This window comes from Acaricomes phytoseiuli DSM 14247 (assembly GCF_000376245.1).
Lineage (GTDB): Bacteria > Actinomycetota > Actinomycetes > Actinomycetales > Micrococcaceae > Renibacterium > Renibacterium phytoseiuli.
Map to the genome: position 1 here is coordinate 1 of NZ_AQXM01000052.1, position 26,616 is coordinate 26,616.

Consider the following 26,616-nt stretch of genomic DNA (forward strand, 5'->3'; position numbering starts at 1 on the left):
CCGGGCTTTACGGGCCACAGCCACGACATCGTCACGGAACTCTTTCGGATAGGGCTTGGGCAAGAGATACATCCTTCCAGCGAGGACGAATCCTCACAGATCAGATGTCAACCAAACCCGGGGCAGACCCATCGATCTGTTCAGCGGGAATAACTCCACGCGAACTTGAGTCGGAAAAACGAGTCCCCTTGGTTCCTTGTGGAAACAAGCAGGCACCTCCCACTGAGTCTCCATCGCGTTTCCAGTCCCCCGGTGCCATGTTCTCGATTTTGCCAAGTAAGTCAAGGTATTCAGTGCGTGCCTGTTGTGCTTCCATACCATCTCCTGACTGCGCCGGGCTCGGAATATCCGAGCCACCATCAATCCCACACCCAGCTAATACAGCGCTCACCACTACGCCGGACAGCACCGTCAAGAAACCCCTACCCCTCACCATCCCGACTACCGGTACTTCCCCTCCGGATCCACAGAACAACGACTGATCCCGCCGATACTGCTCCCCCCACTACCGGTACTGAAACCAACGGTAAGTTTGTCTGGGCCGAAGCCTACTGTGCGGCGATTGGCCGTTCCGGGATCAGTGGATTGGTCCACCCGGGACCCTTGAGACTCGAATAGTTCTTTCGCACGCTGATGAAGCGGCTCTACTAACTCCGGTGATAGCGGACCTCCCAGACTGCCATCCCCGAACTGAGTACCTGTGGTCTGATTCGGAAAACGACACTGATCACCCACAGGTCGCTCATCTCTTTTCCAATCAGCGCTGGGTGCCATGTTCTCGATTTGGCCAAGTAAGTCAAGGTATTCAGTGCGTGCCTGTTGTGCTTCCATGCCATCTCCTGACTGCGCTGGACTCGGAATACCCGAGCCACCACCAACCCCACACCCAACCAACACAACGCTTAGAAAGACACCCAGTAAAACAACTGGCAGGGGTTTACGTCGTCTACTTCTCATTTATTCGTGTCCTCTGCATACGTCAGCTGATCCACGAGACCAAGACTGATTCTGGCCTGATTAACACTGGACTGAGTCAATCGATCGCTGTAACCATAGATACCTTGATCCGTCTTCCCACTTTGATAACCGTGCATATTCGTCGGGTACTTCCCATCGGTGCCATCAACACCAAAACTGGTAGCGCCGAAGTCTGGGCCGCCAGTCGAAGAGCGGAAAATCGCTCCCCAAGGAGCAACATTGTCACCGGTGTAGCTACCACGGAACACTCCGGCACCTACCCCGCCATCAATTGTGAAATTCTTGACTGAATCCACCCCTGGCGGAGCTCCGATATCGCCGAGCAGCGTAATGCTGTACGCCGCCAAGCCGTCCCTCGCCGCTTCCATCAACGTCACGCTTCCATAAGACAACGCGGTCACATTCCGCAAAGCACCCTGATTGCCCAAGGACTCTTGTACTGCTTTCAGCGCGGAAACATCCTCAGAAAGCACCTGACCGCCCTGATCGGCGTTAATACCGTCGTACACTCCCAGCCCCTGCGGAGGCTCTTTGCCCAACCAGGCAACTACTGCAATCCGAGATGGATCAGCTTGTCCATTACTCAAGTTCGCGAGTTCTCGTTGTTCCGCATATTGAGTCTGTGCCACTTTGACGAGATCTTTCATCGACCCCGCAAGAGTCGTGTTGAGCCCTGGTACCTGGAATGTGGTGTACTTCGCAGCATCCAGGTCACCGACGCTGATCGCCGCTCCCGGTGCCTGCGGATCGTAGCGGACCAGCTGACGGACCGGGCTGAACTGCTTTGGCGAGCCATCTGCGTTGTACAAGGTCTCGAAGACCCCGTTCATCGCATCCAGCCGTTTCTGCTTCGCCACGATCACTTCCGGGAAGAGGAATAGCACCGGGCTGTTGCGCAGCCCCTCGATCTCTTTCATCAGAGCCTGGCGCATCTGGAGCAGGTTCCTCCGGTTCGCCAGATCCCGGGCGGTGATGGTCACCCCGCCGAGGTTGCCGATCAGGGCGGGTACCGCGGCGATCAGCAGCATCTGCTTGCCGCCCACGGTTACGGTGCCGTCCGGATTGACGCTCTGCCCCAGCCCCTGCCACCACTGCGCCGCCTGAGCAGGATCCTGCCCCATTTCTTTCAGGATGCTCTGCAATTGCGAGAGGTTACCGGCGGTCAGCAACCAGGCCGCTAATTGGGCTTCCGATAATGCACCGATATCGGCCGCACTCACCTCACGGATCGGCTTGAAGAACACCCCTACCCCGGCGAGCATCGGATTCATGGTCTTCGGCCGGTGCATGGTGGCACCAACCATCGCGGTATTGAGTGCGTTATCAGCGGTCCGCCGATCGGTTTCGAGCCAGTCCCAGCCGGTCTCGATCTGAGTGCTCAGCATCGCTGCTGCATCGTCAAGGCCCTGAACTGCTTTAGTCGCGGCCAGATCCGCCATGCTGAGGAGTTCCGCGTTCACCGTCCGGTAGCGTGCGGCATCGGCGAGAGTGCTCTCCCGGTAATCAGTCAGAGCCCTGAGCCGTTTAGCCTCGGCTGCGATCTGGTCGATCCGGCCCGCGTATACCTGATGCGCGACACTCACAATGTATCCGAACTTGGACAAGCCCTGGGCATCCGGAACCAGCGCGGCAATCGTATCCCCGCCGGCCTGCGCAAAAGCGCCTTCGAATACGCCTGGAGCGGGAATTGCAGAGGCGACCCGTGAGTAAGTGGCCGCTTCCAGTTCCCAGAACTGCGCGAATTCTTCTAACTTCCGGCCGGCAACCTGGATCGCATCGATATCTCCCAGCTCAGGCTGGTACCTCGACCAGGACACGGATCACCCCACCGCACCAGTGAGATTCCTGGCGAGGTCAGCATCGACTCTGTCAGTCTCCGGTGCACCGGCGGTCAGGAATTGGGCCAGCTGCTCCCGGCCGATCAGCAGCTCATCGGCGAACCCACCCGCCCTGCTGAGTTCTTCCCCCGCGCTGACACTCGCGGAACCATAATCCGGAGCACGGACTTCAGGCGAAGCGCCACTAGCAGAAAATTGCGACACCATAGCGTCCACCATGCCCCGGTCAACCACCAAGCGCTCGGCCATCATCGCCCCCTTGCGACTCTCCGGAAGAATAAATCAACATTAAATATTAATTAATAGAAGAATATACCCACATCTCGCCCAAAAAGAAACCCCTAAACACTACTATTCTGGCGGCACCGCACCAGGGGCCTTACGGAATCAACGCTCAGACCGCCCGCTCCAGGGAACGCGCGCCATCGATAGTCGCCTGGCCGAGCACCCGCGAGCCCTGGTAGAGCACGATGGTCTGGCCCGGGGCGACGCCGCCCAGTGGTTCCTCGAGCCGGACCATCAGCTGATCCGCAGGGGCACTCGCCTCGGCACCCTCCTCACGCTCCATCCATGCGCGGGCCGGCACCGGCTCACCATGCGCCCGCACCTGGGCGTAGCAGCTGAACTCTTCACCGGTTCCTACCTCGGTGATCGGCTCACCGGCCCAGGAGACTTTGATCCCGCGGATCTCGTCGATAGCCAGCAACCGCTCCGGCCCGACCACCACGGTGCGCTCCTTGGGGCGGATCTCCAGCACGAAACGCGGCTTGCCATCCGCTGCGGGGCGGCCTAGTTTCAGACCGCGGCGCTGCCCCACGGTGAAGGCGTTCGCCCCCTCATGGCTGCCGACTTTCTGCCCGGTCTCATCGAGGATATCGCCCTCTTTCATCTCGATTTTCTCGGCGAGCCAGCCTCTGGTGTCGCCGTCCGAGATGAAGCAGATATCGTGGCTGTCCGGTTTCTTCGCGACGGAAAGACCGCGCTGCTCAGCCTCCGCGCGGACCTCGGCCTTAGACGCCGCATCGGCCAGCGGGAACATCGAGTGCCGCAGCTGCTGATGAGTCAGCACACCGAGCACATAGGACTGGTCCTTAGCCCAATCATTGGCCCGGTGCAGCTCATAATTGCCGGCGTCGTCCTGGACCACCCGGGCGTAATGCCCCGTGCACACGGCGTCGAAGCCGAGCGCCAGCGCTTTTTCCAGCAGAGCGGCGAATTTGATCCGCTCATTGCAGCGCATGCAGGGGTTGGGGGTGCGGCCCGCGGCGTATTCACTGATGAAGTCGTCGACAACATCTTCTTTGAATCGCTCCGAGAAATCCCAGACGTAATAGGGAATTCCGAGCTTCTCGCAGGCTCGCCAGGCATCGTTGGAATCTTCGATGGTGCAACAGCCTCGACTTCCGGTGCGCAGGGTGCCGGGCATCCTGGAAAGCGCCAGATGCACCCCTACTACCTCGTGCCCGGCCTCGACCGCACGGGCTGCGGCGACCGCGGAATCCACGCCTCCGCTCATCGCGGCGAGTACTTTCATGCTGACCTCCTGCCCGCTTCCAGGCATTTATTGCTGCTGACAGCCGACTACTGTTGACTACTGCCGATGTTCAAGACTGTTCAGGATTATTCAGGCCTGATCAGGATTTACCTGCCGTGCCTGCGGTTTCTATCGATGAGATATGCCCTGCCATTCCGGCGTGGCCCGCCTGCTGGTATGCGGCAGGCAGCGCCTTCAGCAGAGCATCTACATCGCTTTCGGTGCTGCTGTGCCCCAAAGTGAAACGCTGAGCACCGCGGGCTTCTTCCTCGCTGAGACCCATCGCCAGCAGAACCGAAGACGTCCGGGGAACCCCCGCCGTGCAGGCCGAGCCGGTGGATGCCTCGATACCCATTGTATCGAGCAGGAAAAGCAGAGAATCACCTTCGCAGCCCGGAAAGGTGAAGTGCACGTTACCGGGGAGCCGGTGCGTTTCATTACCGCTCAACTTAGCCTCCGGGATGACATCCCGGACGCCGCGGATCAGCCTGTCGCGCAACGCACTCAGCCGGGCGCTCTCTTCCGGCAGCCCTGAGACAACTTCCTGGACCGCAGCGGCGAAAGAAGCGATCGATGCCGCCGGCAGAGTGCCGGAGCGCAGCCCTCTCTCATGACCGCCACCATGGCTCATCGGCACCGGGGCCATTTCCCGGCCGAGCAGAAGCGCCCCGATGCCTACCGGGCCGCCGAGTTTATGCGCACTCACCGACATCGCGGCAAGACCGGAAGCGGCGAAATCCACCGGCACCGCACCGAAAGCCTGGACCGCATCAGAGTGCACCGGCACGCCATGATCAGCGGCCATCGCCACGACCTCCGGGATCGGCTGCAGGGTGCCCATCACATTGTTCGCCCACATCACGGTGACCAGGGCCACCGACCCGGGGTCGTTCTCCAGAACGTCGCGGTAGGCATCGAGGTCCAGCCGGCCATCCGCGCGGACCGGCAGCCAGACCGGCTCCGCCCCCTCATGGGCGGCGAGCCATTCCACCGTCTCGGCCACCGCAGGATGCTCTACTGCGGAAACCAGGATGCGTTTACGGCGCGGGTCCGCAGCTCGACGGGACCAGAAAAGTCCTTTGACCGCCAGATTGTCCGCCTCCGTACCGCCTGAGAGAAAAATCACTTCAGAAGGGTGCGCGCCGGCAGCCGCGGCGATGCCGTCCCTAGCCTGCTCAACGACCCTGCGGGTGCGGCGCCCTGATGCGTGCAGAGACGAAGCATTGCCGGAATAGCTGATTTCTTGCTGAAACGCGGCCACCGCAGGCCCGATCATCGGGGTGGTGGCCGCATGATCAAGGTAAACGGACACGGCTCGATTCTACCGCGAGCAGCGGGCCGCGGCCTTCCACCATCGAGCCTTCAGAAGGCCTGTTGAAGGCTCGATGAGGCCCGCTGGCGGAAGCTACGGTCGCGTAACCCGCGCCTCGAGTAGCAGGATGAAGCTGTGAGTGCGCACAGTAATGACTATCAAGAAACTCACCCTTGGAGCCGCTACGTGGCCATGGGTGACTCCTTCACCGAGGGTATCGGAGACCCGGAGCCTTCCCGGCCCGGTGGGAACCGCGGCTGGGCGGACCGTCTCGCCGAAGAGCTGAGCCGGAGCCACCAGGACTTCGCCTACGCCAACCTGGCCATCCGGGGCCGGCTGCTGCAGCAGATCCTTGACGAGCAGCTGGAGCCCGCGCTCGCTCTGAAAGCCGACCTCATCTCGATCTCCGCCGGCGGGAACGATCTGATCCGTCCCGGCTCGGACCCCGATACCCTCGCGCAGACCTTGGAAACAGCGGTGGCTAAGCTGAGCGAGCGCGGCGCCACCGTGCTGATGTTCAACGGCCCGGATATCCGCGACACCCCGGTGCTCGGCAGGGTCAGGGGCAGAGTAGCCATCTACAACGAGAACCTTCGGACCATAGCCGCCCGTCATGATGCCGTGATCGCCGATATGTGGTCGCTGCACGAGCTCTCCGACCCTAGGATGTGGGACGAAGACCGCCTGCATTTCTCCCCGCTGGGCCACCACCGGATCTCCATCATGGCTCTCGACGCGCTCAATGTCCCTCATGAACTGGAGCCGCTCGAAGCCAAGCCTTTGCCGCTACAGTCCTGGCGCGAAGCCCGGGCCGAGGATCTCATCTGGGCTCGGGAGCACCTCTTCCCCTGGGTCGTGCGCCGGCTGAGGCATCAGTCCTCGGGCGATGGAGTACTGCCTAAACGACCCACCGCAGGCCCGGTCTTCCGGGACTCCTGAACCGAAACCGCGATACCGTCCAAGAGCAGTTTCCGCTTACGCCGCCACCAGTCGCTGCCGTCCAGATCGAAGGCCCGCACCAGGACCGTTTCCAGCCGTGCGATATCCGCCACCGGCAAGCGGTGCTTCAGTTCCGGGATGCTTCCCGCCAGCAGCGCCTCCGCCGCGAGCCGGGCAGGCGGCACAGTGTTCTGGGCGGCATGCTGCCGTAACCGGTAGCTGGTCAGATAGCTGTCGATCGTCAGATCTGAGGCAGTGTCGATGATGAGCACCGCTTCTTCATCCGCGAAACCGAATCCCATGAGCGCTTCGGTGGCAGCGGCGAAGATCCGCACAACGGAGTTGAGGGGCCCCGGGAGGCGCTGCAGTTCGGTCGCAAGGCCAGGGAATTCGGTGTACAGCCGCCACATCTCATCCGTGAGCTGCTCCAGGTAAACGCGCCAGCAACTATCGGGCTGCGGCCAGGAAGTCTGGCTCGCGAGCGTATCGATCGCCAGGCTCACCAATTCTTCGCGAGATTCGATATGCCGGTAGAGCGAGGAGTGCTTGACTCCAAGTTTCGCGGCGACCGCGCACATCTCAGATTCTCGAACCCGAGCTCGATAGCGGCGTTCGCCAAGGCGGAGCGGGAGATGACCGGCGCCCTGCCCCGCCGGAGCTTGCCTGTTGCGCGCGGCTCAGCCGGTGCGCCCTGCTCTTCGATCACGCAGAAATCATAGCTGCCCGGGCCGGGTGCAGGCCCAGGCTGGAACGTCCGGGCCTGTGCCCGCTCAGAAATGCTCCGCCAGGAGCGCCCCGAGCCGGCCGGTCTCCGTGAGGAAACCATCATGGCCCCTGCTGGAATCGATCAACTGCACCGGGACCGGCACCGGCAGGGCCTGCGCTAGCTCTGCACTCTGCTCTGGCAGGTACAGCCGATCCGAGCTGACCGCCGCGATGACGAAGCGCACCGCTGATGCAGCCTGCAGAGCTGTACTGAGCGACCCCCTGCCGCGGGCGAGGTCATGGCTCATCAGGGCTTCCGTGAGCACCAGATAACTATTCGCGTCGAATCGGTTCGCGAGTTTGCGGCCCTGGTGGTCCAGATAGCTCTCCACCTGATACCGGGGGCGCCCTGTTCCCGAACCGTGGCTGCGGCTGGGGTGCAGAGGATTCTCACCGGGCTGCGCTTGCCGCCCGAAACGCTGCCCAAGTTCAGCTTCGGAGCGGTAGGAAAGCTGGGCGATCTGGCGGGCGAGCGCAAGGCCTTCGGCAGGTGCCTGGCCAGTGTAATAATCTCCTCCGGCGAAGTGCGGATCCTGCCGGATCGCGAGGGTCTGCAGCTGAGCGAGGGCGATCTGCTCCGCCGTACTCGCCGCGCAACTGGCCAACACTACCGCGGTGCCAACTCGTTCCGGGTAACTGACCGCCCACTCCAGGGCTCTCGCCCCGCCTAATGAACCTCCGATCACCGCATGCCATCTGGCGATGCCCAGAGCATCGGCCAGCTGCGTCTCGGCTCGCGTAGTGTCCCGCAGGGTGAGGAAGGGGAACCTGCTCCCCCAGCGGTTTCCATCCGGCGCCCTACTGGCCGGCCCAGTGCTGCCGTAGCAGCCGCCCAGCAGGTTGATCGCCACCACGAAGTACGTGTTCGTGTCGATAGGCCGCCCAGGCCCCACAATGTCCTCCCACCAGCCTCGCTCTCCGGGACGCTGCGGATCCGCCGCCCGGAAAGAACGCTCTGCCGCAGCAGAAGTCACATGGGTGCTCCCGGTCAGCGCATGCTGGATCAAGATGGCGTTGTTGGCCTGGGAGTCGAGCCGGCCCCAGGTTTCATACGCGAGAACCGCACCCGGCAGCACCATTCCAGATTCCAGATGCAGATCGTCAAGATCCAGGTATCTGAGCAGCCGATCCTGCAGAAGCGGAAAGGAGGGCCCGTAGATCTGGGTTTCATGAATTTGAACGGCCTGGCACTGCGCTGGCTCGGCGGCAGCAGGCGGCACTGCTATCTCTTGAGGTCTCATCTGCAATCCCTCGGCCTCTCGGCAATAGAGCCCGGCCGCCATCCGGTGATGGTCTCGTAGAGAACGGTAGGCTGCGCTTGCACCTGGCCGGGCGGCCAGGGCCGGGTCGTCACCCGGGGCACCCCGCCGCAACGGAGGGTTGCCGTCCAGCTAGCCGGGGCTGGCGCATCGTGCGCAACGGATGGAACCGGTGCAACAGAGGCAGCTGGAACTCATGACCTGCTGCCAGTGTGCAGGCGAGTGAGCAGACATCGCAAGCGCCGGCGGGATAGATGACGCAAGGAGACGCACCTGCAACACGGGAATGATCCAAGGCAGCGCAACCGTCACAAGAATTGCTTAGGCTCTCCTAATTCGAGACCCAGGTCACAAAGTGGGAAGATATGGGCATGCGTATGGACCACGTCTCTTATGCTTGTGAACCCGACGGCCTGGCCGCGACCACTGAGCGGATCAGCGAGATACTGGGGATCCGCCCGGTTCGCGGCGGAGTGCATCCGCGCTTCGGCACCCGGAACATGCTCTTCCCGCTGACCGGCCGGCAGTACTTGGAAGTCGTTGAGGTACTGGACCACCCGGCAGCGGATAAAGCGCCTTTCGGCCAGGCGGTGCGCGCGCGTTCCGATAGCGGCGGCGGCTGGATGGGCTGGTGCGTCGCGGTGGACGATCTTCTTCCTTTCGAGAAGCGGCTCGGCCGGGAATCAGTGCCTGGAAACCGCAAGTTCCCGGATAACCGCGAACTCCTCTGGCAGCAGATCGGCATCAAGGGCTTGATCGCTGACCCGCAGGTTCCGTACCTGCTCAAATGGGAAGGCGATCCGGATCTTCATCCGTCTCAGGCCGAGGTCGGAACCGTGCAGCTGACGAGCCTCACCATCGCCGGGTCATCCGAGCGGGTCACCGAATGGCTCGGGGAGCACGTCGAGAACTCCCTCGAGAACGTAAGTATCGAATGGGTTGCCCCGCATGGCACTCCGGGAATCATGAGCGTCACTTTCGAAACAGACCAAGGCCTCGTCACCGTCTGAGGCCCGTGCGTTCCGAAGCTTCTTAGCCGAGTACCGCCTCAATTGCCGGAGGCAACCGTGACCTCGACGCCGTGCTCGATGAAAGCGTCGAGCTGCTCCGAGGTGATTGCCTGATCCGTGATCAGGCGTTCGAAGACATAGCCTTCCATCGTCGCGAACGCACGCTGACCGATCTTGGATGAGTCGGCGAGCATATAGGAGTCCTTGGCCCGGCGCGCCATCAGTGAATTGACCGTGGCTTCCCCTTCATCGGAGACGGTCGGCCCGAAGACGGGATCAATCCCATTGACGCCGATGAAGGCGAAGTCCAGGGCTACTTTCTGCAAGATGATGTCGGTATAGGGGCCCACGAGCTCGTAGGAGCGCGGGTTGACGATGCCGCCGCACACCATGATCTTGAAATTGGGCCGCAAAGCGAGCTGAGCGGCGATATTGATCGCATTGGTGACCACGGTGAGCGTCGGCTTGGTCGACGGCTCGGAGAGGTCTTCACGCGTGGCTAAGACTTGAGCCAGCGCCGTCGAGGTGGTGCCGCCGCACAGGCCGATGACCGCGCCGCGCGGGATCAGGGCGCTGGCGGCCAGGGCGATATCGTGCTTCTGCTGAGCGTGGTCGTCCCGGTTGTAGCGCCCTGGCAGATCGTAAGCGACAGAACTGGCCACCGCGCCGCCACGGGTGCGGTTGAGCAGCCGCTCACTGGCCAGTGAATCCAGATCCCGACGGGCGGTAGCCGGAGAGATCTTCAGGTTCTGGATCAGATCCTCGACGTCGACCCGGCCGGTCTGCGCCAGCAGATCCAAGATCGCGTTGAGCCGTTCCGTACGATTCATCCCTGTGCGCGCCCTTTCGAGGTCTCCCCGTGGTTCCGCCCGTCAACTCCCCGGAACAAGGTCAGCAGCCGGGCGACCTCCGGAATCAGCGCCTGCCTGCCCTGCGCCAAGTACTTCCGCGAATCCACGGCTTCCGGGTGCTGCTCCAGGTAGTGGCGCACGGCCCGGGTGAAGAAACCGTTTAGATGTGTCGAAACACTGATTTTACGCATACCCGCCGCAATTCCCCGGACCAGGGCGTCCTCGGGCACCCCCGAAGACCCGTGCAGCACGAGCGGTACTTCCAACCGTGCGTGCAGCTCGGCGATCCGCTCCAGATTCAGCTCAGCGCTGCGCTCGGTCATCGCGTGCGATGAGCCGACGGCCACCGCGAGCGCATCCACCCCGGTGGCGACGACGAACTCCGCCGCCTCCCCGGGGTCAGTGAGGACGCCCGGAGCATGCGCGCCGTCTTTTCCCCCGACTTCGCCCAGCTCCGCCTCGAGATAGACGCCGTGCGCATGCGCATAATCCGCCATCCGCCGAGTGGCATCGACATTCTGCCGGTAAGGCAGCGCGGCTCCGTCATACATCACGGAGCCGAAGCCCAGATCCACCGCCTGGCGCACCAGATCCTCGTCCTCGGCATGGTCCAGGTGAACCGCCACGGGGACCGTTGCCGAGCTGGCGAGCGCCAGGGTTGCCCGTGCAATGGGCTCCAGGCCGCCGTGGAACACCACGCAGTTCTGGGAAATCTGCAGGATCAGAGGGCTTTCGGCGCTTTCCGCCCCGGCGACCAGGGCTTCTGCCGTCTCCAGATGCAGGACGTTGAAAGCGCCCTGACCGTAGCCGCCTGCTACCGCGGCGGCCATGATTTGCTGCGTAGGGGTCAGTGGCATCAGTGGCTCTCCTCGATGATCAGCTTCTCCTGGAGATCGGGCCATTCTGCGGAGATCTCACCGGCCAGCGGCATCAGCACCGCAGCTGAGCCCCAGGCAGCGGCCCGGCGCAGCAGTCGTTCCAGGTCATCCGCAGCATCGAGTGCGGCCTCGTCTGACAGCGCGGCATCATGGAGAAGTGCAGCCGCACCGGCCACCGCGGCGTCTCCGGCACCGGTGGGATTGCCTGCCAGGGGCTGGGGCAGCCTGGCGGTGAGATAGCTGCTGCGCCCAGCCGCGAAACCCAGCATTCCGTTCCCGCCGTCACTGAGCAGAACCCGCCGGGCGCCTAAGCGCACAAGCACGCGGACTCCGGCGAAAAGATCGGCTTCACCCGTGGCCTCGGCGAGCTCGGCGCGGTTCGGTTTGAGCAAGTCCGCACCGGCGCTGGCCGCTGCGAGCAATCCGGCGCCCGAGGCGTCGATGATACTCGGTACGCCCTGCTGCCGCGCTAAAGCAATCACCCCCGGGTAGAGGTCGGCCGGAGCGCCGTCCGGAAGGGAGCCGGAGGCCACGAAGACCTTCGCCCCCTGGAGTTCATCCGCCACGGCCTCGGCGAGATACTGCCACTCCCGGCCGCTCAACGGAGCGCCCGGTTCGTTGAAGATGGTCGTCGTATCAGAGGAGACCATCGCTATAGTGCTTCTGGTTCCAGCGGCGACCGGTACTAGCCGGTGCCTCAGACCCGTGCGCTCTAGGTCTTCAGCGAGCTCTTCCCCGGTGCGACCCCCCGCCGTGGCGAGCACGCGGACCGGCAGCCCTTCTTGGTGCAGCACCCTGGCTACGTTGATCCCTTTGCCGCCGGCCCTCCGCACAGGAGTGCAGACCCGGTGCGTCTGCCCTGGCAGCAGCTGACTCGTCTGATACGTGAGGTCGATGGCCGGGTTCGGGGTGAGAGTGAGGATCATCGGCGCTCCTGGAGCATCCGCTGAGCCCGCAGCGCCGAGCCGATCAGCCCGGCCTCCGGGCCCAGCACTGCTTTGCGCAGCACGGGCCGCGGCTGGAAGCTCAGCAAGCCGTCGACGACTCGGCGCAAGGGGTCGAAGAGCTCATCCCCGGCTTCGGCCAGGCCGCCGCCGATGACCACGGTGCTCCTACCCAGGGTCGCCACCGACTGGGCGATGGCCAAGCCGAGCGCCTCGACCGCCTCTGTCCAGATCCGGTGCGCCTGAGAGTCGCCCGCTTTGGCTGCGGAGAGCACTTCCCTGGCACCGCCTGTGAAGGTGGGGACGAGATCCTGATACCGGCGCGCGATGGCTCCGGCTGAGGCCCGGCTCTCCAGCAGATGCAGCTCGCCGTCCGCAGGGATCAGAGCATGGCCGATCTCTCCCGCATAGCCTCCCGCGCGGAGTCTGTGGCCATCTGTATAGAGAGCGGCAGCGATACCGGTGCCAATGATCAGGATCATGACGTCCCGGCCGTCCTTCGCCGCCCCCAGCGCGAATTCGGCATCACCGGCGGTACCGACATCGTGCCCGAAAGCCACTGGTTCACCGAAGGTGGCTTCCAGTCTCTGGCGGAAAGGGAAATCCCGCCAGCCGAGGTTAGCCGAATAGATCCCGACGCCGCGCTCTTCATCCACCAGGCCCGGCACCGTGACGCCGATGGCTTCGATCACCTGCCCGGAGTACTCCTTCCGGTATTGCTCGGCGAGTCTGGCTAGGAAGTTCACGACGGCATCGGCCGATTCCGTCGCCCTGGGCGTGGGGAAGCGGTTCAAACCCGTGATCCGCGGAATAGTATCTTGATCTTGCTCAGCTGCCTGCCCGAAGCTGATCAGGCCGGCTTTGATATCGGTGCCGCCCACATAGAAAGCTAGCACCGCTGAGGAGACTCTGCGCATCCGTCTAGCTGTCGAGGATCACCGAGCGGCTGAGGTTCCGGGGGTGATCCGGATCGAGGCCCCGGTTCAAGGATCTCGCCAGAGCGAGTCGGTGCACCCGGACGAGCTCGGCCAAAGGGTGCGTGGGGGCGGCGATGAAGCTCGCACCCGCGGCCTCGACGTCCTGGCGCAGCCCCTCCGGAGCCTCGCCGAGCATCCAGGTGACCCTGCCGGGGGCGGCGATGGAAATCGGGCCGTGGCGATACTCCATCGCGGGGTAGGATTCGGTCCAGCCCTGCACCGCCTCCCGCATCTTCAGCGCGGCTTCATGAGCCAGCCCGATCGTCCAGCCCTGGCCGAGGAAGCTGAACTGCTCAGCTGTGAGCAAGGAGCTGTCGAGGGGTTCGGACAGAACGGCGTGCGCGTCCCGGACGGCAGGGGCCAGGTCCATGCCGATGTCCGTGAGCAGATAGCCCAGTGCCGCCGTGGCGAATCTGGTCTGCACCACCGAGCGCTCATCGGCGTACGGCAGGCCGATCACGTTATCGGCGAGCCCCGATGCAGGGGCATGAGTATCGCCGACGATCAGCGCGGTGGGAATCGTACCCTGTAGCCGTCGCAGGATATCGAGGATCTCAGTGGTGGTCCCAGAACGAGTGATTGCCAGCACCGCATCGTAATCTCGGTTCACCGGAAGTTCTGTAGCCGTGAAAGCGTCGGTGACGCCCAGGCCAGCCTGCTCCCTGGCTGCGGCGTAGCTCTGCGCCATGAACCAGGAGGTGCCGCAGCCGATCACAGCCACCCGGTCGCCGTGCGCGGGAAGCAGGCGCTGATCTTGCTGGTTCTCCTGCCGCGCCTGGGCGATCGCAGTCTGCCAGATATCCGGCTGACTCTCGAGCTCGGCGGCCATCAGAGCCCCAGCAGCAGCCTTCGATATCGCCTCTGTCATGAACGCACTCTCCTACCTGATCTTGGCGGGTTCCACTCGGCTCAGCCGAGCTCCTTCGAGTGACATGCGCTGACGTAAGCACTCAGGAAGCAAGCACACCAAACCTACCAGAAGCAGTGATCAGAAGTGATTAGATTTCGCACTCTGCACGCATCTAAATTTTAAATTCCGTCACTTTATGCGCTTCAAAGAAGCAATTTTCAATCATCTTTAGTCAAGATAGGCCTTGCATCAAAGCCACCTCTCAGGAAAGATAGTGAGCCAGGTCACTCGTCCTGTGGGGCGGTCGAGGGCATCCCTTCAGCCTCGCCCGCAGCTCAAGTGACGAGGAGGGTTCGTCGTGAACCCGACCAAACACGGCAGCGCAGCCGTCCTGTTGAAAGAGGGAATACATGTCCGGCTCTGTTTTACCCCAAGAAGACCGGCACCCGGAGCCACCCGGATGCCCCGGAAGCGCAGCAGCCCATCCGGGCTCAACGCTTGGCGCAGGCAAGGACCTCAGCTGCTCGGTGCGGGCATGGCCGCAGCCCTGCTGAGCACCTTCATGGTGAGTGGCACCGCAATGGCTGCGCCCACTCAGACACCGCCCATTCAGACCGCGCAGCAGAAGCTCCCAGATGGTGTCACCGCGGAGCAGATCAGCTCTGCCGAGCTGCGCGTCGACGTCGCCCGCGATTTCCCCCAAGTGCTCCGATACACCGATACCGCGAACGGGAAGAGCCTCTCCGGGAGCCAGGCGGTCAAGAACAGCCTCACCATCAATGGAACCGACCAGACCGTGACGGTAACTTCCAGCAAAACCGCCGCGAATACCGTCGAATACACCCTGACGCCGAAGGATCTGCCCGGCGTCACCTTGAAGGCCAAACTCACCGTCTCCGGCAGAACCGTGGACTTCGCGGTCACCGATATCGCGGACACCGCGCAGACCCGGGTCAATACACTGCAGATCAAAGAGCAGGATCTGGTGAGCGTCTCCTCCGCAGAACCGGGAGCCACGGTAGCCTCCTCCCTGCTCTCCGTGGATCGCGCGGTCTCTGGGGATACGATCACCACGATCACCGCGCAGACTCCGGCCGATGCCTCCCCCAAGAACTCCTACCTCTCCCTCGTGTCGACTTCGGATCTCGCGGCCGCACTGGAGACCAATTCTCTCTATGACTCGAAAAGCCCTGACGCTCGTGGGGAGAAATCCCGATTCTGGCGACAGGCGGTGAAGCAGCAGGACGGCACGATGCGCATGGGTGTGTCCTCCGGTGCCTGGCTGTACCGGGCGCAAGGCTCGGAGCAGACCGAAGAACTGCCCTGGGCGAAGGTGGCGATCACCGGCGACGCCAATGCCGACAAAACCGTGAACTGGCAAGATGCGGCTATCGCCTATCGGAGTATCGCCCCGGTGATCACCGGGGCCGCTGATGTGAAGAACCGGGTGATCACGCATATCCCCTTCAACTTCGCGAGCCAGGCCACTAACCCCTTCTTGCGCACTCTGGACAATGTCAAGAGAATCTCAGCGGCCACCGATGGACTGGGGCAGATGGCCCTGCTCAAGGGATACACCTCAGAGGGTCATGACTCAGCGAACTCCGACTTTGGCGGAAACTACAACACCCGCGCTGGCGGCCTTGAAGACATGAACAGCCTGCTCGCCGCGGGGAAGTCTTTCGGCGCCACCTTCGGCGTGCATATCAATGCCACCGAGGCGTACCCTGAGGCGAATTCCTTCAACGAGCAGTTCGTCGATAAGAATGCGAAGGGCTGGAATTGGCTGGATCAGTCCTATTACATCAACCAGACCTGGGACATCACTTCCGGGAGCCTGGAGAACCGCATCAAGCAGCTTCGCGCTGAAGCCGATCCGAACCTGACCATGACCTACGTCGATGTGTACTACACCCCGGGCTGGGCGTCATATCGGACGCAGAAAGCACTGCAGGATTCCGGCTTAAGCGTCACCTCGGAGTGGTCCGACAGCCTGGCCCGCAACACCACCTGGTCGCACTGGTCAGCCGATGAGAATTACGGCCCAAAAACCAATAAAGGCGTCAACTCGCAGATCCTCCGCTTCATCGACAACGCCAACCGGGACGTCTGGAACCCCGACCCACTGCTGGGCAATGCCCGGATCGTCGAGTTCGAGGGCTGGACCGGCCAGAACGACTACAACGCTTTCAGTAAGAACATCTGGAGCAATAATCTGCCCACCAAATTCCTGCAACAGCAGACCATCATGCGCTGGGCGGATAATCAGATCGACTTCACCGGCGGAGTGAGCGCCAAGGGCACCAGTAACGATAATCGGGTAGTGACGCTGGGCGGCAAGACGGTGATCCGTGGCGGCAGCTACCTGCTGCCCTGGTCCACGCTGACCCCGAGCTTCGGCCCGCAAGCCGATGCCCCCGAACAGGGCGAAGGTCCGCAGAAGCTCTACCATTACAACCCGGCCGGAGGCAGCAGCACCTGGGATCTCACCGGTGACTTCGCCAGAGCGAAGTCTCTGAACGTCTACAAGCTCACCGATAACGGCCGGCAGTCCGCCGGTGTGGTACCGGTTGTGAACGGCAAGGCCACCGTGGTCGCGGAACCCGGGCAGCCCTATGTACTCATCGCCGACCCCGCGACGACGACTGTTCCCGCGCAAATGAAGTACGGGGAGGCAACGCCTCTTCAGGATCCCGGCTTCAACGCAGGGAACCTCAGCGCCTGGAACCCCACGGGTGGAGCGCAGATCGAGCGGATGAACAAAGGGCAGCTCGTAGCTCGCCTGGGCCAGGGATCCTCGCAGATCTCGCAGAAGCTCCAGCCGCTTTCGGCGGGCACCTACTCGGTCAGCGCCTGGGTGGAGATCCAGCCGGGGCAGAAGCGCCCGACGACGCTCAGCGTCAATACGGGCAAGGGGGCTCCGATCAGCACCACGGTGGATATGTCCGGGGCCAGAAATTTCGTGGACGCCGATGAGAAACGAGACACCTACTTCCAACGACTCCGCGTTCTGGTGGATGTGGCCGAGGGGCAGAGCCCGATGGTCACCTTCTCCGCCGCACCCGGCACCGCCACGGTGAAAGCCGACGACTTCCGTGTGGTGCGTACCGAACGAGTGCCGGGCCCCGGCATCGTCTCCGAGGATTTCGAGAACACGGATCAGGGCTGGGGCCCCTTCATCAAGGGAGACGGGGGCGGTGTCAACGATCCAAAGACGCATATCGCCAAGCGCAACGAGCCCTATACCCAGGCCGGTTGGAACGGCAAGACCACCTCGGATATCCTGAGCGGCCAGTACTCCCTGCAGTCGCATGGTGAGAACCAGGGGCTGGTGTACCGCACGAGCGACTACACGGTTCCGCTGAAACCGGGACGGCAGTACCGGGTGTCCTTCGACTACCAGTCCTCTCAAGCAGGTCAGTACAGCTGGGTGACCGGTTACGATGCCGGGAACTCCAGCACGGAAACCGAGAGCCGCGCGATCCCCGTGGCAACGAAGACCACCCGATGGGAGCAGACGCTGACCGGCAGCAGTTGCGGTTCGAGCTGGTTCGGTTTGCGCAAGATCGCCAATGGATCAGGTGAATTCACCATTGATAACGTACGTGTCGAAGATCTGGGCCCCGCGCAGAACGCCGCTGCGTGCGCTACGCTCACCATGAGCGGCGAGAGCAACATAGGGCCCGGTGCGAGCACCACGGTGGTGACCGAGCTGCGTTCCGCAGAGCGCGCGGCGGTCACTAATGCGCGGGTCTCTCTGCAGCTTCCGAGTGGTTGGTCGGCCAAGGCACAGAACAGTGCTCAGGCCAGCCGACTCAACCCCGGTCAGCAGCTTCGCACTACTTGGACCGTGACGGCTCCAGCGGATGCGCGGGGGAACTTCCCGGTCACGGCCATCGGCGAGTACAACACCACTGTCATCCCGCGGGAGTCCCGCCAGCTCAGCTCAGAAATGACGTTGACCACTTTGACTGCACCTCCTACCAAGGACACCTACGCCTCCGACCACGCCTGGATCGGCACTCCGGAGAACGGCTGGGGCCCGGTGGAGAAGGATCAGGCCAATGGGCAGAAAGGAACCGGTGACGGGCCGCCGCTACGGCTCGGGGGCATCCAGTACGCCAAGGGGCTGGGCGCCCATGCACCGTCGAAGATCACCTACTATCTCGGCAGTCAGTGCTCCACGCTCACCTCGGTGATCGGAATCGACGATAGCCAGGGAAGCCGTGGCCAAGCGGTATTCTCCGTCGTCGGAGACGGCAAGGAGCTCTACACCTCCCCGGTCATGCGCGGCGGTGGCGCACCCGAGAAGATCTCGGTCCCGCTCAAGGGCGTGGAATTCGTAGAACTGAAGGTATCCACGACCCAAGCGGGTAATGGAAATGCCTGGGCCAACTGGGCGGATGCCATGTTCCGCTGCAGCCCTTGAACGCGGGCCGGAGCTAGCTGACTAGCAGGCTGAGGGGCCCGAACGGATCGATCCGTTCGGGCCCCTCAGCGCATCCGTTGCCCGGCTCGCCATACCGCCCAGGTGATCGGCATTCCCGGCCGATAAGCCAGATGCGCAGCGCTCGGAGCATCGAGTAATTGCAGATCCGCCCGATGACCGACCGCCAGGGAGCCCACCGCCCTTTCCCCGTCGTGGTCCCGGCCCTCGTGCCTGCGCAAAGCCAGCGCACCGCCCCAGGTCGCCGCGCGCACAGCCTCTTGCACGCTGAGCCCCATTTGCAGCACGGCAGTAGTGATACAGAAAGGCATCGAGCTGGTGTACGAAGTCCCCGGATTGCTATTGGAAGCCAGGGCGATCGACACCCCGGCGTCCAGCAGCCGACGGCCAGGGGCCAGGGGTTGCCGGGTGGAAAGATCGCAGGCGGGAAGGCAGGTGGCCACCGTGCCGGTAGCGCCGTCCCAGCTATTAGCCAGCGCTTCGACATCCGCATCCGAGAGGTCATTGACGTGATCGACGCTTGCGGCACCGAACTCCACGGCTAACCGCACCCCGGGGCCGGGGCCGAGCTGATTGCCGTGAACGCGCAGCCCCAGGCCTGCGTCGCGGCAGGCGGACAACACCTGGCGGGCTTGCTCTTCATCGAATGCTCCGCGTTCGATGAAGATATCGGCCCAGCGGGCCCAGGGCCGCACCGCTTCCAGCATGGGGCCGCAGACGAGCTCGGTGTATTCCGCGGCCGATACCCCCTCGGGGATCAGATGCGCCCCTAAATAGGTGACTTCATCGGCTACCCGGGCTGCGATCCGCGCACTGCGGGCTTCCTGTTCGACGTTCAGCCCGTAACCGGTTTTGGTCTCCAGATACGTGGTGCCCTGGGCGACGGCTTCCGCGACTCGGGCGGCAGCCAGTTGATAGAGCTGTTCGTCACTGGCATCCCTGGTCGCGGCCACCGTCACCGCGATCCCGCCCGCGGCATAGCTTTCTCCGGCCAACCGGGCCTCGAATTCAGCAGCACGGTCACCGGCGAAGATCAGATGGGTGTGCGAATCAACCCAGCCCGGGAGCCCCGCTCTCCCTTCTGCATCGACCCGGGTGTCAGCCGCAGGGGCCCGATCCGCCGGGCCGATCCAGCTGATCCGCTCCCCTTCCATGACCAGAGCGGCGTTTTGCAGAATCCGCTGTTCCGCATCCTGGGTGCTCAATTCGCCGATATTGGTGACGAGAACCGCATCGCTCGCCTCTTCTGCCGAATTCACGCGGATCCTCCCTGCTTCGCGATGACCTCTGCTGCTTTCCGGAACAGCTCTGCCGGATCGCCGAGAGTCAGGTGCCGGCCCGACCCGGCGATCTCCCGGCCTGCGACTCGCACCGAGAGCACATCGGCAGCGGTGGCACTGTAGAGGATCTGGTCCGCTGAGCTGCCCTCGGTCCGCATCGACGCGGTATCCAGCAGAACCTCATCGGCGGCCAGGTTTCTGCTATCCAGCCCCAGGCTCCTGGCTCCGCCGGCGCTGAGGATCTCACCGAGCTGCTCCGGGCTGAATCTGCCGCGTTCACCACTCCGTAAGCGCTCACCGTACTCCAGGGAGCGGATCTCCTGGAACGGGTCGATCACGGCGTGCTGATCGCTGCCCAGGGCCAGGGCGGCCCCGGCCTGAACCAATTCAGTCGCAGGCCCCAGGCCATCGGCCAGATCCGCTTCCGTGGTCGGGCAGAACACCGCGCTGCTGCCGGCCTGGCCCAATAAGGAAATGTCTTCGGGGCTCAGATGGGTGGCATGCACCGCAGCGAGGCGGTCGGAAAGCAGCCCGGTTTCCGCTAACAAACCGGTAGGCGTCAGTCCAGTTGCGGCCAGGCAGTCCCGGTTCTCCTTCGGCTGTTCGGAAAGGTGAACGTGCAGCGATAGCTCCGGGGTGAGGTTCTCCGCGATGAAACGCAGTTGCTCCGGGGCTACGGCACGCACCGAATGGACCGCCGCGCCGACCCGGATGAGTGAATCCGGGGTCTGCGCGCCGAACTCGGCGGCGAAAGCGGTGCGCAGCGCATCGAGTCGGGCCAACCAGGTCTCGGCATCGCCGTCGCTGAACCTCCGCTGCACATCATCCGGGGGCACCCTTCCCCCGGGCCGCTGCGCATCGAAACCGCCGTCCAAATAACAGACATCCAGCAGCACCAGGCGGATGCCCACCCGCTGCGCCGCCCGGGCCAGCGCGAACTCCATCGCGTGCTCCGGATAGGGGCTGCCGTCCGGCTGATGATGCAGGTAGTGAAACTCCCCCACCGTGGTGTATCCGGCAGTTGCCATCTCGGCGAAGACGGCAGTGGCGAGCTGTTCATAACTCTCGGGATCGAGGGCTGCGGCCAGCCGGTACATCTGCTCACGCCACTGCCAGAAGTCTCCGCCGCCCCGGTGCGTGCGCCCGCGCAGTGCCCGGTGGAAAACATGAGAGTGCGCGTTGACCGCACCGGGAATCCACACGGGCTCACCGGCGATATGACTCGCAGCGTTCGACCCGCTCATAGCAGCCCCTCGATGACATCGGCCAGCGCTACGGCGGCGGCATCGGCATCGGATTCATCGACCGCTTCTTCCGGAGCGTGCGATATTCCGGTCGGGTTTCGGACGAAGACCATAGCGCTGGGTACCGCGCCGGAGAGGATGCCGGCATCGTGACCGGCTCCGCTGGCGAGAGCCGGGGCACCCGGGAGCAGCTGCTGCAAGCGCTGGTTGAGCTCCGAGTCGAAGCCCGTCGTCGGGCTGAAAGACTCTTCGGTGAGCTGCACTGTGCAGCCTTCACCGGCGGCGGCCAGCTGGGCCTGGCCGTGAATTTTCGCGACCACCGCGGCCGTGACCTCATCCTCCGGATGCCTGACATCGAGCCACAGTTCCACCCGAGAGGCGATCACATTGGTGCCGCCCGGAACGGGTTGCAACCGGCCGACGGTAGCTCGCGCCCCCGGCCGGGCCGCAGCAGCCTGCTGAACGGCAATGACCACCCGCGCCGCAGCAACCATCGGATCGGCGCGGTCCGCCATGAGCGTGCTGCCCGCGTGATTGCCCTGCCCCTCGATCACGAGCTTCCAGCGGCCGTGGCCCAGGATCGAACTGGCCACGGCAAAAGGCGCGGTGGGACCATAGCTTTCCAAGCCGATGGATTCCAGATCTGCCAGACCCCGGCCCTGCTCGACGTGCAGCTCGATGAACTGCCCGATGCGGCGCACACCCTGCGGATCGCTGCCGAGGTGCTCGGGGTCCAGGCCGTGGGCCCGCGCGACATCGGCGAAGGTGTTTCCTTCGGCGTCCCGCAGCTTGCGGGCCCGATCGGCGTCGATCTTCCCGGTGAGCAGCCGGGAGCCGAGGCAGGCCACGCCGAAGCGGGAGCCCTCTTCCTCCGGGAAGACCACGACCGCCAACGACCGGCGTCCGTCGTGGCCGGGCCGGATTCCCCGGCCGTGCAGCTCATCAAGGGCGGCGAGCGCGGCCGCAACGCCCAGCGGCCCGTCGAAGGCACCGCCACCGGGCACCGAGTCCAGATGGCTTCCGGTCACCAGCGCACCGTCCTGAACCGGGCCGGCCCAGGCCCAGATCAGCCCGTTGCGGTCGGTCTCCACCTCGAGCCCGCGCTGCCGGGCTTCGGCCAGGAACCATTCCCGTAACTCCAGTTCAGCCGAGGAGTACACCGGCCGGCTATAACCGCCCCGAGTGGTATCCCGCCCGAGCCCGGAGATCGAATCGAGCAGCGATGTCACCGAGCTCATCAGCGCGGGCCGCCCTCGCCGGGGGTAGCTTTCCCAGCCTGCTCGGCCATCGGTACCCGGACTCCGCGCTGCTGAGCGACCTGTGCCGCCTTCGGATACCCGGCATCCACGTGGCGGATCACGCCCATCCCGGGATCGTTGGTCAGCAGGCGCTCAAGCTTCTGCGCTGCGAGCTCAGTACCATCGGCCACGGAGACCTGACCGGCATGGATCGAACGGCCGATGCCCACGCCACCACCGTGATGAATCGAGACCCAGGTCGCCCCGGAGGACGTATTCACCAGGGCGTTGAGCAGCGGCCAGTCCGCAATCGCATCGGAGCCGTCCGCCATCGCCTCGGTCTCCCGATAGGGCGAGGCCACCGAGCCAGAATCCAAGTGATCCCGGCCGATGACAATCGGCGCAGACACCTTGCCGTCCCGCACCAGATCGTTGAAGAGCTTCCCGGCTTTGGCCCGCTCACCGTAACCGAGCCAGCAGATCCGGGCGGGCAGCCCCTCGAACTCCACGTGCTCTGCGGCGGCGTCGAGCCATCGGTGCAGCTGTTCATGCTCGGGGAAGAGCTCCTTGAGCGCGGCGTCGGTGACTTCGATGTCCTTCGGATCGCCGGAGAGCGCCACCCAGCGGAACGGCCCCAGGCCTTCGCAGAAGAGCGGGCGGATATAGGCCGGGACGAAACCCGGGAAGGCGAAGGCGCGCTCGCAGCCGCCGTGCCGGGCTTCATCGCGAATCGAATTGCCGTAGTCGAAGACCTCGGCACCGGCGTCTTGGAACCCGACCATGGCATCGACGTGCCGGGCCATCGAGACCTGAGCTTTCTTGGTAAAGCCCGTAGGGTCCCCCTGAGCCTCGCCCTGCCATTCCTCCGTGCTGATTCCCTCCGGCAGATAGCTGAGCGGATCATGCGCGCTGGTCTGATCGGTGACGATGTCCACGGTGAATTCACCGGAGCGGTGGCGTTCCAGCAGCGCCGGGAAAACGTCCGCAGCATTGCCGACATACCCCACCGACAGCGCGCGACGCTCGGTTTTTGCGGCCAGCACAGCCGCGAGCGCTGCCTCCAGGTCGGTGTGCACTTCATCCAGATAGCGCTTCCCTGCCCGGCGGCGCAGCCGGGATTCGTCGACGTCGACGATCAGGCAGGCTCCGCCGTTGAGCGTCACCGCGAGCGGCTGCGCCCCGCCCATCCCTCCGCAGCCGGCGGTCAGGGTGAGCGTTCCGGCCAGGCTGGGGCCGCTCAGACGGCCTTCGGCGTGCAGTTTCTTGGCGACTGCGGCGAAGGTCTCGAAAGTGCCCTGCAGGATTCCCTGGGTTCCGATGTAGATCCAGGAGCCGGCGGTCATCTGACCGTACATCATGAGTTCTTCGGCCTCCAGCCGGCGGAATTCCTCCCAGTTGGCCCAGTCCCCGACCAGATTCGAATTGGCGATCAGCACGCGCGGCGCCCATTCATGGGTGCGCAGCACGCCCACTGGTTTGCCGGATTGCACGAGCAGAGTCTCATCGACTTCCAGGGTGCGCAGGCTCTCAATAATGGCATCGTAAGCTTCCCAACTGCGCGCCGCCCGGCCAGTGCCGCCGTACACCACGAGGTCCTCCGGCCGCTCCGCGACCTCGGGGTCGAGGTTGTTCATCAGCATCCGCAGGGGCGCTTCGGTCTGCCAGGAGCGGGCCGACAGCTCGGTGCCTCGCGGAGCACGGACGCTGCGCCCGTCCTGATAACGGCTGGGGTCATGCTGGGTGAAACTCATGCGGTGTCCTTGTCTTGATCCTTGTCTTGATCCTTGTCTTGACCCTTTTGTTGGTCTCGGTTATTGGCGATGCCCCGCGCTTCCCAGGCGATCAACTCGCCGATCCGCTGTGCCTGCTCCGAGCCAAGCCGGTAGCGCGGTGCGACGATGCTGAGCGCCGCGATGGTGCGCTCGCCGACGATGATCGGGGCGGCGATAGCGGTGACATCCGGCTCCACGGCGTCGTTGACCAGAATGTACTCACCCACCGCTACCCCATCGTTGAGCACGGCGCCGGCTGCACTTCCGGCCAAGGGGATGGTTCGCCCGACCCAGCTGGTATGCCGGATCGAGTGCGTGCCCTCGGCCACGGCCAGGTAAATTCCTTCGTCAGCGGTCGCCCGGACGGTGAGGTAGGCCGATTCCCCGGTCTGCTCCACGAGCCGTTGCATCGCCGGTTCCGCGAGGGTCGCGAGCGAGTTGTTCCCCAGTGCCTGGGCGCCGAGCTGGATGATTCGGCTTCCCGGCCGGTACCCGGTTTCCCCCTTCTCCACGAAGCCCTGAAGCTCCAGGGTGCGCAGCAGGCGCAAGGCGGTAGAAGCGGAAAGCCCGGTTTCACGAGCAGCGTCGGCCAGCGGAAGCGGGCTTTCACCGCGCTCGCAGACCGCTGCGAGCAGGCTCAGGGCGCGCTCTACGGTGCGAGTAGAGTGATCAGACCGCGATGCAGAAGATGCAGAAGGTGCAGAGTGTGTCGTCACTATCCCTGATGCCTCCTGAGTCGTCTGCCTCTTGCATTCCCTCACACCTTGTATTTCACTTATTGAAACGTTCATTTCACCGATTGGCAAGAGAAGAGACGGGTATGACCTCATCACCGAACGCTCCGGACGCCCCCGGCACGGTTCCGCTGGGCACTGTTCAGCTGGGCACTGTCCGGCTGGGCACGAGTGCCCTGACCCCGGAGCAGGTGGTTTCCGTCGCCCGCGATGGTGCGCCGGTGGAGCTGAGCAACGAGGCGCTCGCGGCTATCGAAGAATCCCGAGCGGTCATCGAGGCTCTCGTCGATGATGAGACCCCGCACTACGGGGTTTCCACAGGCTTCGGCGCACTGGCCACCAAGCACATTCCGGTGGAAATGCGCAGCCAGCTGCAGCGCTCTCTGATCCGATCACACGCCGCCTCCTCCGGTGCGGAAGTGGACCGGGAAGTCATCCGCGGGCTCATGCTCGGCCGGCTCGCGACACTGGCCAAAGGCCGCACCGGGGTGCGCACTGACGTCGCCCGGGCCTATGCCGATCTGCTCAACGCGGGGATCACCCCGGTGGTCGGCGAATACGGCTCCCTGGGCTGCTCCGGAGACCTCGCCCCGCTCTCCCACTGCGCGCTGGCACTGATGGGCGAAGGCGAGGTCCGGGACCACGCCGGTGTGCGCATGCCGGCCGAACAGGCTCTCGCCGAGGCCGGGCTGAAACCCATCGAGCTCAAGGAAAAAGAAGGCCTCGCCCTGATCAACGGCACCGACGGCATGCTCGGCATGCTGCTGCTGGCCCTGCATGATCTACGGCGGCTACTGAGCACCGCGGACCTCGCTGCGGCGATGAGCGTCGAGGGCCTGCTCGGCACCGATTCCGTCTTCGCCGCAGATCTGCACGAGCTGCGGCCGCATCCGGGCCAGATCGATGCTGCGGCCAATCTGCGCACATTGCTCGCCGGCTCCCCGCTGATCGCGCAGCATCGGGCGGAGAGCTCCTTCACCCGGGTTCAAGACGCTTACTCCTTGCGCTGCGCACCGCAGGTGCACGGCGCGGCTCGGGCTACCGTCGCCCATGCCGAATCGGTCGCGGGCTACGAGCTCGCTTCCGCCATTGACAACCCGGTGGTGACCACTGACGGCCGGGTCAAATCGAATGGCAATTTCCACGGTGCGCCCATCGGCTACGCCCTGGACTTCCTGGCCATCGCCGTCGCGGACCTCGCCTCGATGAGCGAACGCCGCACCGACCGGTTCCTGGACAAAGCCCGCAACCACGGGCTCAACGCCTTCCTCGCGGATGATCCCGGCGTGGATTCCGGGCATATGATCGCCCAGTACACGCAAGCCGGGATCGTTTCCGAGCTCAAGCGGCTGGCGGTCCCCGCCTCGGTGGATTCGATCCCCTCCTCCGCGATGCAGGAAGACCACGTTTCCATGGGCTGGGCCGCCGGACTCAAACTGCGCCGAGCCATCGACGGCCTGGCCCGGGTGCTCGCGGTGGAGATCCTCACTGCGGCCAGGGCGATGGACTTCCGCGACGGCGGGCTGGAGACCGCGCAGACCGCCGCGGCGACCACCGCGGTGCGGGCGGCGGTCCGGGCGCACGTTCCCGGCCCGGGCGCAGACCGTTATCTCGCCCCGGAGATCGAAGCCGTCCTGGAGCTCGTGATGAGCGGTGCCCTGCTCGACGCTGCTGAAACCGCCCTGGCAGAACCCCTGCGCTAGGCTCTGCGCTGAGTGGTCGGATGTGGCGACTTAGAATCCCGCTAAGTCGCCACATCCGACCAC

20 protein-coding genes and 1 riboswitch are annotated in these 26,616 nt (G+C 64.1%); of the genes, 4 read left to right on the plus strand and 16 right to left on the minus strand.

Translation table 11 applies throughout. The features are described 5' to 3' along the window. Positions 1–953: 953 nt before the first annotated feature. The 4 genes from C501_RS0104760 to C501_RS0104775 form a co-directional block, all read right to left on the minus strand. Entirely contained in the window at positions 954–2,795 is a 1,842-nt protein-coding gene (locus tag C501_RS0104760) for an alpha/beta hydrolase (RefSeq protein ID WP_018134490.1), read from the minus strand. Between the two features lie 3 nt (positions 2,796–2,798). Beyond that, on the minus strand, positions 2,799–3,065 hold the full coding sequence (locus C501_RS0104765) for a hypothetical protein (protein WP_211206343.1): 267 nt from the start codon (positions 3,063–3,065) through the stop codon (positions 2,799–2,801). A gap of 145 nt (positions 3,066–3,210) precedes the next feature. Further along, a complete protein-coding gene (gene mnmA / locus C501_RS0104770) occupies positions 3,211–4,350 on the minus strand; it encodes a tRNA 2-thiouridine(34) synthase MnmA (protein ID WP_026174615.1) in 1,140 nt (379 codons plus the stop codon). Between the two features lie 100 nt (positions 4,351–4,450). Continuing rightward, positions 4,451–5,662: a cysteine desulfurase family protein gene (locus tag C501_RS0104775; protein WP_018134493.1), complete on the minus strand. Its 1,212-nt coding sequence runs from the start codon at positions 5,660–5,662 to the stop codon at positions 4,451–4,453. 192 nt (positions 5,663–5,854) lie between these two features. On the opposite strand from C501_RS0104775, the gene C501_RS0104780 reads away from it, so the two are divergent. Then, positions 5,855–6,601 carry an SGNH/GDSL hydrolase family protein gene (locus C501_RS0104780; protein WP_018134494.1) on the plus strand — a complete coding sequence of 249 codons (747 nt, stop codon included), beginning with the start codon at positions 5,855–5,857 and terminating at the stop codon, positions 6,599–6,601. Here C501_RS0104780 and C501_RS0104785 read toward each other — a convergent pair. Together C501_RS0104785 and metX are read right to left on the minus strand one after the other, a co-directional pair. Beyond that, positions 6,535–7,179: a hypothetical protein gene (locus C501_RS0104785; RefSeq protein WP_018134495.1), complete on the minus strand. Its 645-nt coding sequence runs from the start codon at positions 7,177–7,179 to the stop codon at positions 6,535–6,537. The two genes, C501_RS0104780 and C501_RS0104785, sit on opposite strands and share 67 nt — an antisense overlap. 192 nt (positions 7,180–7,371) lie before the next feature. After that, positions 7,372–8,607: a homoserine O-acetyltransferase MetX gene (gene metX, locus C501_RS0104790; protein WP_083906550.1), complete on the minus strand. Its 1,236-nt coding sequence runs from the start codon at positions 8,605–8,607 to the stop codon at positions 7,372–7,374. A gap of 68 nt (positions 8,608–8,675) precedes the next feature. Beyond that, a riboswitch (SAM riboswitch) is annotated at positions 8,676–8,827 on the minus strand. Between the two features lie 163 nt (positions 8,828–8,990). Between metX and C501_RS0104795 the strand changes: the two genes are divergently transcribed. After that, positions 8,991–9,635, plus strand: a complete 645-nt coding sequence (locus tag C501_RS0104795) for a VOC family protein (RefSeq protein ID WP_018134498.1) — start codon at positions 8,991–8,993, stop codon at positions 9,633–9,635. 38 nt (positions 9,636–9,673) lie between these two features. Here the strand turns inward: C501_RS0104795 and C501_RS0104800 are convergent, their stop codons facing one another. Genes C501_RS0104800 through C501_RS0104820 form a run of 5 tightly spaced genes read right to left on the minus strand, consistent with a single transcriptional unit; the run spans position 9,674 to position 14,153 of the window. Continuing rightward, on the minus strand, positions 9,674–10,465 hold the full coding sequence (locus C501_RS0104800) for a DeoR/GlpR family DNA-binding transcription regulator (protein ID WP_018134499.1): 792 nt from the start codon (positions 10,463–10,465) through the stop codon (positions 9,674–9,676). Further along, the gene (locus tag C501_RS0104805; RefSeq protein WP_018134500.1) at positions 10,462–11,343 is read right to left on the minus strand and encodes a class II fructose-bisphosphate aldolase; all 882 of its coding nucleotides are present in this window, start codon (positions 11,341–11,343) and stop codon (positions 10,462–10,464) included. Before C501_RS0104805 ends, C501_RS0104800 begins: the two co-directional genes overlap by 4 nt. Then, positions 11,343–12,290, minus strand: coding sequence for a 1-phosphofructokinase family hexose kinase (locus tag C501_RS0104810; protein ID WP_018134501.1), 948 nt, complete (start codon positions 12,288–12,290; stop codon positions 11,343–11,345). The genes C501_RS0104805 and C501_RS0104810 overlap by 1 nt, the downstream gene beginning before the upstream one ends. Further along, the gene (locus C501_RS0104815) at positions 12,287–13,225 is read right to left on the minus strand and encodes an ROK family protein (RefSeq protein WP_018134502.1); all 939 of its coding nucleotides are present in this window, start codon (positions 13,223–13,225) and stop codon (positions 12,287–12,289) included. The genes C501_RS0104810 and C501_RS0104815 overlap by 4 nt, the downstream gene beginning before the upstream one ends. A gap of 4 nt (positions 13,226–13,229) precedes the next feature. Further along, positions 13,230–14,153, minus strand: a complete 924-nt coding sequence (locus C501_RS0104820; protein WP_018134503.1) for an SIS domain-containing protein — start codon at positions 14,151–14,153, stop codon at positions 13,230–13,232. A gap of 442 nt (positions 14,154–14,595) precedes the next feature. Between C501_RS0104820 and C501_RS0104825 the strand changes: the two genes are divergently transcribed. Further along, the gene (locus C501_RS0104825) at positions 14,596–18,564 is read left to right on the plus strand and encodes an endo-alpha-N-acetylgalactosaminidase family protein (protein ID WP_018134504.1); all 3,969 of its coding nucleotides are present in this window, start codon (positions 14,596–14,598) and stop codon (positions 18,562–18,564) included. Positions 18,565–18,629: 65 nt separating this feature from the next. Here C501_RS0104825 and hutI read toward each other — a convergent pair whose 3' ends face one another. From hutI to C501_RS0104850, 5 genes are read right to left on the minus strand one after another with little or no spacing between them, the layout of a single operon-like run. Further along, the gene (gene hutI / locus C501_RS0104830) at positions 18,630–19,841 is read right to left on the minus strand and encodes an imidazolonepropionase (protein WP_018134505.1); all 1,212 of its coding nucleotides are present in this window, start codon (positions 19,839–19,841) and stop codon (positions 18,630–18,632) included. Then, positions 19,838–21,106 carry a formimidoylglutamate deiminase gene (locus tag C501_RS0104835; protein WP_018134506.1) on the minus strand — a complete coding sequence of 423 codons (1,269 nt, stop codon included), beginning with the start codon at positions 21,104–21,106 and terminating at the stop codon, positions 19,838–19,840. The genes hutI and C501_RS0104835 overlap by 4 nt, the downstream gene beginning before the upstream one ends. Then, positions 21,103–22,344, minus strand: a complete 1,242-nt coding sequence (locus C501_RS0104840; RefSeq protein ID WP_018134507.1) for an allantoate amidohydrolase — start codon at positions 22,342–22,344, stop codon at positions 21,103–21,105. Before C501_RS0104840 ends, C501_RS0104835 begins: the two co-directional genes overlap by 4 nt. Continuing rightward, positions 22,344–24,095, minus strand: coding sequence for a urocanate hydratase (gene hutU, locus C501_RS0104845; protein ID WP_018134508.1), 1,752 nt, complete (start codon positions 24,093–24,095; stop codon positions 22,344–22,346). The genes C501_RS0104840 and hutU overlap by 1 nt, the downstream gene beginning before the upstream one ends. Then, positions 24,092–24,832: an IclR family transcriptional regulator gene (locus tag C501_RS0104850; RefSeq protein WP_018134509.1), complete on the minus strand. Its 741-nt coding sequence runs from the start codon at positions 24,830–24,832 to the stop codon at positions 24,092–24,094. The genes hutU and C501_RS0104850 overlap by 4 nt, the downstream gene beginning before the upstream one ends. 104 nt (positions 24,833–24,936) lie before the next feature. Here C501_RS0104850 and hutH point away from each other — a divergent pair, with 104 nt between their 5' ends. Further along, positions 24,937–26,553 (plus strand): histidine ammonia-lyase, encoded by a 1,617-nt coding sequence (gene hutH / locus C501_RS0104855; RefSeq protein ID WP_018134510.1) that lies wholly within the window; start codon positions 24,937–24,939, stop codon positions 26,551–26,553. Positions 26,554–26,616 lie beyond the last annotated feature (63 nt).